We start from the raw sequence: 12,882 nt of genomic DNA on the forward strand, positions 1-12,882 counted from the left end.
GAGTCAAAAGAATGCTCGACCAGTCCAACGAACTCGCCGCCTGGGATCGCGACCACTTCTTCCATCCCTCGACCCATATGGGCACGCATGCGCGGGGCGAGAGCCCGACGCGCATCATGGCCGGCGGGGAAGGCGTTACCATCTGGGACAACAATGGCAGGAAGCTCATCGATGCCTTTGCCGGCCTCTATTGCGTCAATGTCGGCTATGGCCGCCAGAAGATCGCTGATGCCATCGCCACCCAGGCGAAGAACCTCGCTTACTACCACGCCTATGTCGGCCACGGCACCGAGGCCTCGATCACGTTGGCCAAGATGATCATCGACCGCGCGCCCAAGGGCATGTCGAGGGTCTATTTCGGCCTCTCCGGTTCGGACGCCAACGAAACCAACATCAAGCTGATCTGGTACTACAACAACGTGCTCGGCCGGCCGGAAAAGAAGAAGATCATCTCGCGCTGGCGCGGCTATCACGGTTCGGGCGTGATGACCGGATCGCTGACCGGGCTCGACTTGTTCCACAACGCCTTCGACCTGCCGCGCGCGCCGGTGCTGCACACCGAGGCGCCCTATTATTTCCGCCGCGCCGACCGCTCGCTGAGCGAGGAGCAGTTCTCGCAGCATTGCGCCGACAAGCTCGAGGAAATGATCCTGGCCGAGGGCCCCGAAACCGTCGCTGCCTTCATCGGCGAGCCGATCCTCGGCACTGGCGGCATCGTGCCGCCGCCGGCCGGTTATTGGGAGAAGATCCAGGCGGTGCTGAAGAAGTATGACGTGCTGCTGGTCGCCGACGAGGTGGTGACGGGCTTCGGCCGGCTGGGCACCATGTTCGGCTCCGACCATTACGGCATCAAGCCGGACCTCATCACCATCGCCAAGGGCCTGACCTCGGCCTATGCGCCGCTGTCGGGCGTCATCGTCGCCGACAAGATGTGGCAGGTTCTGGTGCAAGGTTCCGACAAGCTCGGGTCGCTCGGCCATGGCTGGACCTATTCGGCGCATCCTATCTGCGTTGCCGCCGGTGTCGCCAATCTCGAACTGATCGACGAGATGGATCTGGTGACGAATGCTCGTGAGACCGGCGCCTATTTCCGTGCCGAGCTCGCCAAGGCCGTCGGCAGCCACAAAAACGTTGGCGACGTTCGCGGCGACGGCATGCTGGCGGCGGTCGAGTTCGTCGCCGACAAGGACGACCGGGTGTTCTTCGACGCTTCGCAGAAGATCGGACCGCAAGTGGCGACAGCCCTGGCGGCAAGCGGCGTCATCGGCCGCGCCATGCCGCAGGGCGACATTCTCGGCTTCGCGCCGCCGCTCTGCCTGACCCGCGAGGAAGCCGACATCGTCGTTTCGAAGACGGCCGATGCGGTGAAAAGCGTGTTTGCCAATCTCTGAGATCGACGATGAATGCCATGACCAGAACCGTCCCCGCCACTATGGCCGCCGTACTGCTCACCGGGCACGGCGGACCGGAAAAACTCGTCTACCGCACCGATGTGAAAGTGCCCTCGCCCGCACCGGGTGAAGTACTGGTCAAGGTCAGCGCCTGCGGCATGAACAACACCGACGTCTGGGTGCGCCAGGGCGCTTATGGCACGGAAGAGGACGCGGCCGCCGTGTCGACCTGGCGGAGGTGGGGCAACACGCTGACCTTCCCGCGCATCCAGGGCACCGACACGGTTGGCGCCATCGTTGCCGTCGGCGACGGCGTTTCGCCGGATCGCATCGGCGAACGGGTGATGGTTGATTTCTCCATCTACAACCGCGACGATGATTCACTCGCCGACATCGACTATATGGGTCATGGCCGCGATGGCGGTTATGCCGAATACCAGGCCGTGCCGGCGCAGAATGCGCATGTCGTCGACACGGAGATGAGAGACGTCGAGCTCGCCACCTTCTGCTGTGCCTATCTGACCGGCGAACAGATGCTGGAACGCGCCGGCTTGAAGGCCGGAGAGCGCGTGCTGGTCACGGGCGCATCCGGCGGCGTCGGCTCCGGAATCGTGCAGTTGGCGCGGGCGCGCGGCGCAATACCCTATGCCGTTGTCGGCAAGGGCAAGGAACAGGCGGTGCTCGACATCGGCGCCGAGGCTGTCATCACCCGTGGCATCGCCGACCTGCCGCAAGCCGTGACTGAGGCGACCGGCGGCAAGCCGATCGACGTCGTGGCCGATCTCGTCGGCGGCGCGATCTTCAACGACCTGCTGCGCATTCTCAGACCTGAGGGCCGCTATACCACCGCCGGTGCGATCGCCGGCCCGGTCGTGCAGCTCGATCTCAGAACCATGTATCTGAAGCAGCTGCAGCTGCATGGCTCGAGCCAGGGCACGCGCGCGGATTTCCGCCGGATCGTTGGATACATCGAGGCGAAAAAAATCCGGCCGCTGGTCGGCGGCGTCTACAAGCTCTCCGATTTCCATCACGCGCAGGCGGATTTCATTGCCAAGGATTTTGTCGGCAAGCTGGTGGTGGTGCCGGACGCGGTCGCCGAGCGACCGGCATAGTTTTCTGACCCTCGCTCTGGCCACCTTCTCGCTGCTGCCCCAATGGGAATGGCTTGCAGTCGCGTCTGCGAGCCGTCACAAACGGCGACGCCCGTTGTAATGCTGGTCCGGGCATCTGGTCACAGGATACAGGCGAGACATGACAGCCCGGATAGTACTGCTCGATGCCAAGCCGCTCGGCGTGGCTGACGTCGCCGAGATTGCACGCCGCAACGCCCGGCTGATGCTGGGTGAGGAGGCGATGCGCCGCATCCGGGCGAGCCGCGCCCTCATCGAGCATCTGACCGGACTTGGCAAGCCGATGTACGGCGTCACCACAGGCCTCGGCGCTTGTGTCGACACGCCGCTGGCGCAGGCCGACCTGATCGCCTTCCAGCACAGCGTGCCGCTCAGCCATAGCATGGGCATCGGACCGGTGCTGCCGACCGACGCGGTGCGGGCACTGATGACCGCACGCATTTCAGGCATGGCCGCCGGCGGCACCGGCACCTCCGAACGCGTGGTCTTGGGCCTTGTGGCGGCGCTCAATGCCGGCGTCCATCCGGTGATCCCGACCTGGGGCTCGATCGGCGCGGCCGACCTTGCCCATCTCGGCCATATGGCGAGGTCATTACGCGGCGATGGCGAGGCGGAGTTCCAGGGCAGGATCATGCCCTCCGCCGAGGCGCTTGCGCTCGCCGGGCTTGAGCCGCTCGACCTGCGCGAGAAGGACGGCCACGCCATCATCGTCGCCAACAGCCTGTCGACCGGAACAGCGTGCCTGTGTCTCGAGGACGTCGTCCATCTCATCGACTGGGCGCTGGCAGCGGTCGCGCTCAACTATGAGGCGTTCCGCTCTTCCCTCACCGCGATCGACGAGGATGCGCTGGCCGCGCGGCCGGCCTTCGGCCAGCGCGAGATCGGCGCCCGGCTGCGCGCGGAGCTGGCGGGAAGCGGTCTGTGGAAGGACAAGGCGGCGCGGCGTTTGCAGGATCCGCTCAGCTATCGCTGCGTGCCGCAGGTCTGGGGCGGCCTGCTCAATGCGTTCGAACAGGCCAAGCTGGCGACCGAGATCGAACTGACCTATTCGGGCGATAACCCGGTGATCCTGGCCGAGGGTGAACGGGTAATTTCCAATGGCAATTTCGACCTCACGGCAATGACGCTCGCCTGGGAACAACTCGGCCAGGCGCTCGCGCATTGCGCCGTCGGCACCGCCAACCGCTGCATGAAGCTGATGTCGCCGACGATCGCCGACCTGCCGCGCTTCCTGTCGGCCAGGGGCGGCAGCCGCCAGGGCTATGCGGAGCTGCAGAAACCGCTTTCCGCGCTGGAAGCCGAGATCCGGCATCTCGCCAACCCGATGTCACTCAGCCCGCTCGCGGTTTCGGACGGCATCGAGGACCAGTCGTCGATGGCGCCCAGGGTGGTCGCCAAGACCGCCGAGATCATCGAGCGCATGCGCTATCTCGTGGCTATGGAGCTGATCTTCGCGGCGACGGGCGTCGAGTTGCGCGGCGTCGTCGACAGCATGGGCGAAGGACCGCAGCGCACCTTCGCCGCTGTCCGCGCGCTCGTCAGCCCGCTCGACGACGACCGCGAGATGAGCACCGACATGACGCGGGTGGCGCGGATGGTGGCCAGTCCCCGGTACTGAGCGGCTCTCCATCCGCTTGCCGCAAACTCTACTGCCGAAGGTCGAGCCTATTGGTAAGGGCCCCTGAGGTTCAGGCTCTCGGCCAGAAGGCAGAAGCGGTCGATCAGCCGGACGAGCTCCTCGCCATGTTCGGCGACGATTTTGCCGCGCTCGTTGGTCGGCGTGTCTGCCAGGGCCTTCCACAACCGGCTTTGCCTATCACAGACATCCGCCAGCTCGGAGCAGTCGTTAGCGGTCAATTTCAAAAAGTGATCCGCCGTCACCGGTCCGATACCTGGAGGCGTCGTCGTCCCACGGGAAAGATAGCCCGGCGGCACCGTGCCCTTCGCATTCGTCACCGATTTGCGGCAGATGACATCGAACAGCTGGTCGACGGCCTGTTTGGCGCCGGCGACGCGCGACGGATGGTCCGTATCGGCTGCCGCATGCGGCAGAAGCTCAAGTTTTTCGCCGTGCCTCTCGACGAGATCGAGATAAGGCAGCATCGGGCCGGACAGACGCCCGGTCGAAGCATCCTTGAACAGGTCGGCATCGATTGCCGCATGGCGCACCCTCCCCGCGTCCAGCGCGTCGCCAAGCGCCGCAACGTCGACAAGCTCGCCGCGATCGTAATTGACCAGCACTGCGCCCTTGTTCATGCGGGACAGAACCTCCGCGCCAATAATCCCGGCATTGGCGTAGCGGCCGGTCTGTGCGTCCTGCTTGCCTAGGCCGACATGGACGCTGAGCACATCGGCGCCTTCAGCCGAGTCAACCAGGTCTGGCGCAAAGGCAAAGCCCTCGGCTTCTACCCAGTCGCGATGCCGTGGCCGTGCATGGATCACGACGCGCATGCCGAAGGCGCGGGCGAGCTTGGCCACCTCGCGGCCGATATTGCCGTAGCCGATGATCGCGATGGTCTTGCCTTCGAGTTTTTCGGTCGAGAAATCACGCAGTTCCCTGCCGGTGTCGAAGGCGCCGCGCGCCACCCGCTCGTGAAGCCTGTCGACCGGAAGGTCCGGCAGCACGTTGAGGATCGCCTTCATCACCATCTGCGCCGTGGCGCGGCTGTTGATGCCGGGCGTGTTCATCAGCACGGCGGTGCCGCCCTCGCCGCTGCCTCCGCCCCAGGAGCGCGAGCCCATATTGCCGGTGCCGGCGCCGATCCGCACGCCGGCCAGCGGAAAGACGGTCTCGGCGGGCAGGAAGGTCGCTGCGGCAATGACGGCGTCGTAGCGCCCGTCGCCCGCAGCTTCGATCAGCTCTTCGCGCGTGCTGAGGTCCGGCTGGTAGAAGAAATGCACCCGGCCACGCTCAAGGCGCGCTTTGTCGCCAAGTGCTGCGGCGTGGAAGCGGCCGCCCTTGGCTTCGATATGGGCGCGCACTTCGCTCGGATCAGGCTTGCCGTCAGGCCCGAAGCGCAGGCCGACCAGATCACAGATCAGCACGGTGTAGACGCTTTGCGGATCGATCGGTTCGACGGCCTGTATGCTGGTGTTTGCGATCACGTCGTTTCCCCCAAAGCAAGAGCGGCAGGCCCGCTGCAACAGCAGGGTGTCCTGAATAATCAGAACCTATCCGCCCGGAAAGGCGTCAGATCGATCACCGGCGGCAAACCGGCGGCAAGTTGCGACACGGATCTAGAGGCTGGGTCCCAACTCGATCGGGCTGCCGTCGCTGAACCGGGATTGACGGAACCTGTGAAGATTATGTCCGATCTCGTTTCCCTGGACGAGGTCGGACACGATACGGCCCATCCCAGGGCCGATGCCGAAGCCGTGACCACTCATCCCGGTGGCGATGACGAGACCCGGAATTTCGGCGGCACGATCAACGACCGGCACGACATCCGGCATGGCATCGATCATGCCCGCCCAGCTCGCCTTGATCGGCACCGTCTTGAACTGCGGGAAGAGTGCGGTGAATTCGCGGTCGATATCACGCAGCGCCGAGGCTTTGGGGGCAGGATTGAGGATGCGCATCCTCTCGAACGGGCTTTCCTCGTCCGCGTTCCACTTGCGTGGGGTTGACCAGCTGTCCGGATAGCCTCGTGGTGCCGCCAGCAAATAGTGGGTGCCAAAAGGATTGGCCATCAGGGCCGGAACATATTTGCGCGCGTGACGAAAAGCGTCAGGCCCGACATACAGCTGATTGGAGCCTCCCGATGCCAGCGTATAGCCGCCATCCTGCCTGCGCCGGAATGCGATATGTTCATCGGCGACGGCACCCGCATGGATTTCGGGCATGGGTCCGGTCGCGGCGACGGTCGCCCTGACGCTGAGCTGCGGGATGGAAACGCCGTGGGCGCGCAGGAACAGCGACGTCCACGCACCACTCGCCACGACAGCGTTCGAGGTGGCGATACGGCCCTGCTCGGTCCAGACCCCGCTCACGCGCCCAGCCGATACGTCGAGCATGCGCGCCGCACAATTTTCGATGATCGTGACGCCCTCCCGGGCGGCCAGGCGGGCAAGTGCTGGCACCGCGACCCAGGGCTCGGCGCGCATGTCCGATGGCGTGGTCATCGCACCCTTGAAGGAGCGCGACATGGCCGGGATCAGCTTGGCTGCCCCGCTTTGATCGAGGAGACGCGTGTCGACGCCATGCATTTCGGCTACTTCCAAGAACTTCGCGAAGCCGGCCATCTCCTTGTCGGTTCGCGCAAGATAGGTAACGCCCGTCTGCTTCAACCCGATGTCTTCGCCGCATTCCTCGGCCAGTTGACGCCAGAGGCGTTGCGCTTCGATCACGATCGGCAGTTCAGCGGCGTCGCGACCCTGCTGCCGGATCCAGCCCCAGTTCCGCGACGACTGCTCGCCGGCGATGCGGCCCTTTTCCAGCAATGTCACCGAAATGTTGCGTCGCGCCAGGAACAGGGCCGTGGTCACGCCGATGACGCCACCGCCGATGATCACAACCTCGCAAGCCTTCGGCAACGGCGCTTGAAACTGGATTGGCATGGCTTCGGTGAAGGGAAAACTTGTCAAGGAAGACTGACCTCTTGGTATTCACGGCGGTGCCGGCCCTCGCTGCCGGCAGTTTCCGTGGAATGTCGGCGATGCATAACAGAACTGATAGTCCGTCAAGGCTGGGTCGAGCTGGAGAATCTGCGCGTCAATGCCATAGAATTGTTTATGCCAGTCGCCACGATGCCCTCCCATGAACTTTGGCGGCAAGGTCGCAAGCGCCACAATGGATCTGTAGTGGCATCGCTGTCAGGCACAGTGCGATGCCGCCATTGGCCCCTTGAAGGGTCAAGTCGGACACGCGTAACATCGCGCCATCAGAACTGAGTCTGCTTCATTCGTCCGGGCTAATGTCCGGATTGGATTGGATATTTTCCTTGCCTACGGATGCAACCAGCGGCGCGGCGAAGCGCGGCAAATCGTTTGCCCATGTGGCGGAAGCCTCCTGGGGCAAAGGGCTCAGCACCCTGCTGCGTATCGTGCGCATGACGCTTCGCCATCCCTGGCAAGTCGCCATCACCCTGGTCTCGACCTTCATCGCCGCGACGCTGCAGCTTTTCATTCCGCGTCTGCTGGGACGCGCCATCGACCAGGCGCAAGGCGTGATGGCCGCGAGTGGAGGCACTGTCGCGGAACAGGCGCTGTGGCACACGGCGCTGACGCTACTCGTCGTCAGCATCCTGCGCGGCCTCTTCACCATGGCGCAGAACTACTATGGCGAGGCCGTCGGCCATCAGACCGGCTATGAACTGCGTCTGGCCTTCTACGAGAAGATCCAGCGCCTGAGTTTTTCTTACCATGACAAGGTCCATACCGGTGACCTCATCACGCTCGGGCTGCTCGATCTCGACGGCGTGCGCATGTTCTTTGCCACCGGCATCCTGCGCGTGGTCCTGCTCGGCGTGCTGATCGGCGTCGGCGCCTATCTCTTGATCAGCACCGACCTCGTGCTCGGGCTGCTCAGCCTGAGCTTCGTGCCTTTCGTCGCCTGGCGCTCCTCGGTGACCCAGCTCAGGCTGCGCAGCACCTGGCTGACGTTGCAGGAGCGGTTGTCAGTGCTGAGCCGGGTGATGGACGAGAATCTCGGCGGCATCCGTGTCGTGCGTGCCTTCGCCGCACAGCGCCATGAGCTCAAAAAATTCGACCGCGCCAAGCAGGCTGCGCTGGAGCTGGCCAATGAGCGCGTCGACATCCGCGTCTCCAACACCAGCGCCATGAACTTTTCCTTCCTGGCGGCGATGGGGCTGGTGCTGTGGTTCGGCGGCCAGAAGGTGATCGCCGGCCAGATCAGCGTCGGCACGCTGGCGCAGTTCCTCACCTTCATGACCATCTTGCAGATGCCGGTGCGCCAGCTCGGCCTGATGGTCAACTCGTTCGCGCGCGCCTCGACCTGCGGCACGCGGCTGTTCGAACTGCTCGACACCGAACTCGACATCGAGGACGCGCCCGACGCCAGGGAACTCGTCATCTCCGAGGGCGTGCTGCGCTTCGACAATGTCGGCTTCCGCTATGAGGGCGCCGGCGACCGTCCGACCCTGTCCGGCATCTCCTTCGAGGCGAGGCCCGGCGAGACGATCGGCATTGTCGGCCCGCCGGGAAGCGGCAAGTCGACCATCGCGCATCTGATCCCGCGCTTCTACGACGTGACGTCAGGCGCGATCACCATCGACGGCCAGGATATCCGTGAGGTGACGCTGCAATCGCTGCGCAAGGTGGTCGGCGTGGTGCAGCAGGACGCGTTCCTGTTCACCACCTCGATCGAGAACAACATCGCCTACGGCAACCCCTGGGCGCGCGAGACGCGCATCGGCCAGGCCGCCGAATATGCCCAGCTGCACAACTACATTATCGGGCTTCCGGCCGGCTACACCACCGTCGTCGGCGAACGCGGCGCGTCGCTGTCCGGTGGCCAGCGGCAGCGCCTGACCATTGCGCGCAGCCTGATGCTGCGGCCATCGGTTCTGGTCTTCGACGATTCCACCGCCGCCATCGACGCCGGCACCGAGCAGCGCATCCGCGCGGCGATGAAGCGCTTCGCCAGGGATCGCGTGACGCTGATCATCTCGCACCGGCTGAGCTCGCTGATGCATGCCGACCAGATCCTGTTCGTCGAAGGCGGCCGCATCGTCGAGCGCGGCACGCACGAGGAGCTGCTGGCGCTCGGCGGTCGCTATCGCGCGCTTTACGACCTGCAGCTGCGGCCGGACGACGACCGGCTCGAGGGAGCCGCATGATGTCGACGCAGGACGATGACGAGAAGGACGACAAAAGCGGGCGGCCGACAAAGGCGGTCGTCGGCTCGCATCGCGACGAGGAAGAGGTTTTCGGCAAGGCCTATGATCCGCGTATCATCAGGCGCATCTGGGGCTTCGTCAGACCGTATCAGGGCCGGATTTTCATCTCGGTCGCGGCGGTGCTGGTGTTCACGCTGACGCAGCTGGCGATCCCGCTGGTCATCCGCTACGCCATCGACCACGGCATGGCTCCGGGCAAGCTCGACCGCTCGGTGATGATCTGGGCAACCGGCATCTTCGCGGTGATTATCCTGATCAACTATGCCGCCAGCCATGTCCAGGAGAGCGTCGTTGGCAAGGTGGCCGAGAACGTGCTGTCCGATTTGCGCCGCGCCATGTTCAGCCACCTGCAGCACGTGTCGCTCAGTTTCATGGACAAGACCGAGGTCGGCCGGCTGATGTCGCGCCTGCAGGGCGACGTCAATTCGATGCAGGAGTTCCTCGAAACCTCCGTCATGTCGGTGGGCGACATCGTGCTTCTGTTCGGTATCGTCACCGTGCTGCTCTGGCTCGATTTCCGGCTCGGATTGCTGACGCTATCGACCATGCCGGTGCTGTTCATCGTGCGCCTGTTCTGGCTGCCGCGCGCCAAGGTCGCCTTCATGGCCGCGCATGAGACCAACTCCATCGCCAATGGCGCGCTGGCCGAAGGCATCCACGGCGTGCGCACCGTGCAGAGCCTCGAGCGCCAACACGTCAATTTCGACCTCTACGACGAGAAAGTGCTGGCCAACCTCAACGCCCATCTGCGATCCGCGAGATACGCGCAGGTGATGGTGCCGATCGTCGACACGCTGACCGGCATCGCCATGGCGACGGTCATCGTCGTCGGTGGTTCGATGGTGCTGTCGCACAGCCTCGATGTCGGCGTCATGGTGGCGTTCCTTTTCTACATCCAGCGCTTCTTCGACCCGATCCGGTCACTTACCATGCAGTACAGCGTCATGCAGCGCGCCATGGCCTCGGGCCAGCGCATCTCCGAAGTGCTCGACGTGCCTGTGGATGTCAGCGACAAGGACAATGCGGTGGCGCTGTCGCGCGACACGGACGGCTCGGTCGAGTTCAGGAACGTCACCTTCGGCTACCGGCCGAACCAGCCGGTGCTGAAGAACATCTCCTTCCGCGTCAATCCGGGCGAGACCGTCGCACTTGTCGGCCCGACCGGATCGGGCAAGTCGAGCTCGATGGCGCTGGTGCATCGCTTCTACGATGTCTGGTCGGGTGAGGTCCTGGTCGGCGGCCATGATGTGCGCGACCTGACGCAGGATTCGCTCGGCGATCAGGTGGCCATGGTGCTGCAGGAACCGTTCCTGTTCTCCGGCACGGTGCTGGAAAACATCCGCTACCACAAGACATCAGCCAGCCGCGAGGAGGTGATGCGCGCCGCGCAAGCCGTCGGCGCGCACGACTTCATCGAGCAGCTGCCTGACGGCTACGACACTGAGCTCGAACAGCGCGGCGGCAACCTCTCGCTCGGCCAGCGCCAGCTTATCAGTTTTGCGCGCGCGCTGGTGGCCGACGCCAAGATCCTCGTGCTCGACGAGGCCACCGCCAGCATCGATTCCTACACCGAGATGCTGATCCAGAAGGCGCTGATCAAACTGCTGGAGGGCCGCACCGGACTGGTCATCGCCCATCGGCTGGCCACCATACGCGGCGCCGACCGCATCATCGTGCTGCAGAATGGCGAGATCGTCGAAAGCGGCAACCACGAACAGCTGATGCAGAGGAAAGGCCTCTACGCCCGCCTCTACAATATGAACTACGCTTCGTTCGACGACATTTCGCAGGAAGAGATGGGAATGGACGCGGCGGTCGGCAAAGCGACGTGAATGGTGCCGTTCCAGCGAAGATCCGCGTATCGGCTGACAATTCAGCGGGGCGCGGAATGACTCGCTAACTGACTGTCGGAAGCGTACAAAGCAGGTGTCGCCAGCCTGTGAGTGGGCGCTGGCGATTGAAAGAGTCGATCACGCTTTCGCCCCTTAATCACGGGAGATGCGCGATGGCGGTCAACGGCATAGTGGACGCCGACCGGTTGACGACATGTCTAGCGTGGTCGCCAAGTCCGAAGAGCAGCAGGAGGCCGAAGCCGAAGTCGCGGGCTTTCACGACGAGCTTGGCCCATTCGTTGTTGCCGCCGAGACAACACGAATGGCCATGGTTTTTGCCGATGCGAAAGAACCCGGCAACCCCATCATTTTTGCCAATGACGCCTTCCTCGCGCTGACCGGATACGCCAGGGAAGAGGTCCTGGGTCAGCCCTTAAATTTCCTGATGGCGGACAGCACCGACGCCAGGGCGCTGAAACGTATCAAGGCGGAGTTCGAAGCCAATTTGGAGGCGGGTACGGAAATCCTCTACAGGCGTAAGGATGGCAGTGAATTCTGGGCGGGTCTTTTCGCCAGTCCTGTCCAGGACAAGAGCGGCGCCATCGTTCAGTATTTTGCCTCCTTCGTCGATCTGACCAAACACAAGGAGGAGCAGGCACAATCCAGAATGCTCATCGACGAACTGAACCATCGCGTGAAGAACACGCTGGCAACGGTGCAGTCGATCGTCTGGCAGGCATCGCGAGCCAATTCCGATCCACGGGCGATCCGAGAAGCGGTCGAGTCCCGGCTGTTTGCGCTCTCCCGGTCGCACAATTTGCTCACCCGTGAAAATTGGCACAGCGCCGGGCTGTTCGACGTACTGCACGATGCCCTGGAGCCGTTCGGCGTCACCGACGGGCGGGCGGAGCGCCTGGTGATATCAGGCGAAAACATCCGCCTTTCGACAAAGGCGGCTCTGGCGCTCGGCATCGCGTTCAACGAACTCGCGACCAACGCGGTGAAATATGGTGCGTTTTCCAACGACAAGGGCTCGATCCGGATCGACTGGAGGATCGAGCCGACTTCGGAGGGCCGCCGGCTGATCCTGTCCTGGCAAGAGAAGGACGGGCCGCCGGTTACGCCACCGTCACGACAGGGGTTCGGCTCGCGCGTGATCGAGCGCGGCCTGACCCATGAACTCGAAGGCACTGTGCAACTTGACTATCGCCCGGACGGGTTGATCTGCACGATGAACATTCCGGTACCGGGAATTCGCGATGGATAAACTGCTTTCTGGCCGGCGCTTCCTCGTTGTCGAGGATGAAATTCTGGTCCTGATGATGATTGAGGACATGTTGGGCGATCTTGGATGCCAGTCAGTGACCTCAGCCGCTACGATCGAAAAGGCGATCGCCCTGATCGAAGTGCAGACTTTCGATGCGGCAATGCTGGACATGAATCTCGATGGCGACGACAGCAATACCGTAGCCGATGCGCTTGCGGAGCGCGGTGTGCCGTTCATCTATTCGACGGGTAACAGTGGTCGCGATATGCGCGATGGTTTCAGCAATCGTGCCATCCTCCGCAAACCGTTCAGCTTTGACGAACTGACTACCACACTTGAACGGCTGCTTTCCAGCTGACTCCTTTGTTTGGCCGGCTGACATCGCGCCTCACCTCAGACGTCGGG

General features: G+C 63.6%; 9 protein-coding genes. 7 read left to right on the forward strand and 2 right to left on the reverse strand.

Going from position 1 to position 12,882, the window contains the following annotated elements; translation table 11 throughout:
- Nucleotides 1–11 precede the first annotated feature (11 nt).
- From CKW40_RS05950 to CKW40_RS05960, 3 genes are all read left to right on the forward strand, one after another.
- Nucleotides 12–1,391 carry an aspartate aminotransferase family protein gene (locus tag CKW40_RS05950; RefSeq protein WP_095198975.1) on the forward strand — a complete coding sequence of 460 codons (1,380 nt, stop codon included), beginning with the start codon at nt 12–14 and terminating at the stop codon, nt 1,389–1,391.
- Between the two features lie 8 nt (nt 1,392–1,399).
- Nucleotides 1,400–2,503: an alcohol dehydrogenase family protein gene (locus CKW40_RS05955; RefSeq protein WP_095198976.1), complete on the forward strand. Its 1,104-nt coding sequence runs from the start codon at nt 1,400–1,402 to the stop codon at nt 2,501–2,503.
- A 139-nt stretch (nt 2,504–2,642) separates the two neighbouring features.
- A complete protein-coding gene (locus CKW40_RS05960) occupies nt 2,643–4,139 on the forward strand; it encodes an HAL/PAL/TAL family ammonia-lyase (protein ID WP_095198977.1) in 1,497 nt (498 codons plus the stop codon).
- Nucleotides 4,140–4,186: 47 nt separating this feature from the next.
- Here CKW40_RS05960 and CKW40_RS05965 read toward each other — a convergent pair whose 3' ends face one another.
- Together CKW40_RS05965 and CKW40_RS05970 are read right to left on the reverse strand one after the other, a co-directional pair.
- Nucleotides 4,187–5,626 (reverse strand): NAD(P)-dependent oxidoreductase, encoded by a 1,440-nt coding sequence (locus tag CKW40_RS05965; protein WP_095198978.1) that lies wholly within the window; start codon nt 5,624–5,626, stop codon nt 4,187–4,189.
- Nucleotides 5,627–5,758: 132 nt separating this feature from the next.
- A complete protein-coding gene (locus CKW40_RS05970; RefSeq protein WP_095198979.1) occupies nt 5,759–7,105 on the reverse strand; it encodes an NAD(P)/FAD-dependent oxidoreductase in 1,347 nt (448 codons plus the stop codon).
- A 329-nt stretch (nt 7,106–7,434) separates the two neighbouring features.
- On the opposite strand from CKW40_RS05970, the gene CKW40_RS05975 reads away from it, so the two are divergent.
- The 4 genes from CKW40_RS05975 (at nt 7,435) to CKW40_RS05990 (ending at nt 12,835) form a co-directional block, all read left to right on the forward strand.
- A complete protein-coding gene (locus CKW40_RS05975) occupies nt 7,435–9,318 on the forward strand; it encodes an ABC transporter ATP-binding protein (RefSeq protein WP_439330964.1) in 1,884 nt (627 codons plus the stop codon).
- A complete protein-coding gene (locus tag CKW40_RS05980) occupies nt 9,318–11,210 on the forward strand; it encodes an ABC transporter ATP-binding protein (RefSeq protein WP_095199170.1) in 1,893 nt (630 codons plus the stop codon). Before CKW40_RS05975 ends, CKW40_RS05980 begins: the two co-directional genes overlap by 1 nt.
- A 214-nt stretch (nt 11,211–11,424) precedes the next feature.
- Nucleotides 11,425–12,477, forward strand: a complete 1,053-nt coding sequence (locus CKW40_RS05985) for an HWE histidine kinase domain-containing protein (RefSeq protein WP_095199171.1) — start codon at nt 11,425–11,427, stop codon at nt 12,475–12,477.
- Nucleotides 12,470–12,835 (forward strand): response regulator, encoded by a 366-nt coding sequence (locus tag CKW40_RS05990; RefSeq protein ID WP_095198981.1) that lies wholly within the window; start codon nt 12,470–12,472, stop codon nt 12,833–12,835. The genes CKW40_RS05985 and CKW40_RS05990 overlap by 8 nt, the downstream gene beginning before the upstream one ends.
- The last annotated feature ends 47 nt before the right edge of the window (nt 12,836–12,882 follow it).

It is taken from the genome of Mesorhizobium carmichaelinearum (genome assembly GCF_900199455.1).
Taxonomy (GTDB): Bacteria; Pseudomonadota; Alphaproteobacteria; order Rhizobiales; family Rhizobiaceae; genus Mesorhizobium; species Mesorhizobium carmichaelinearum.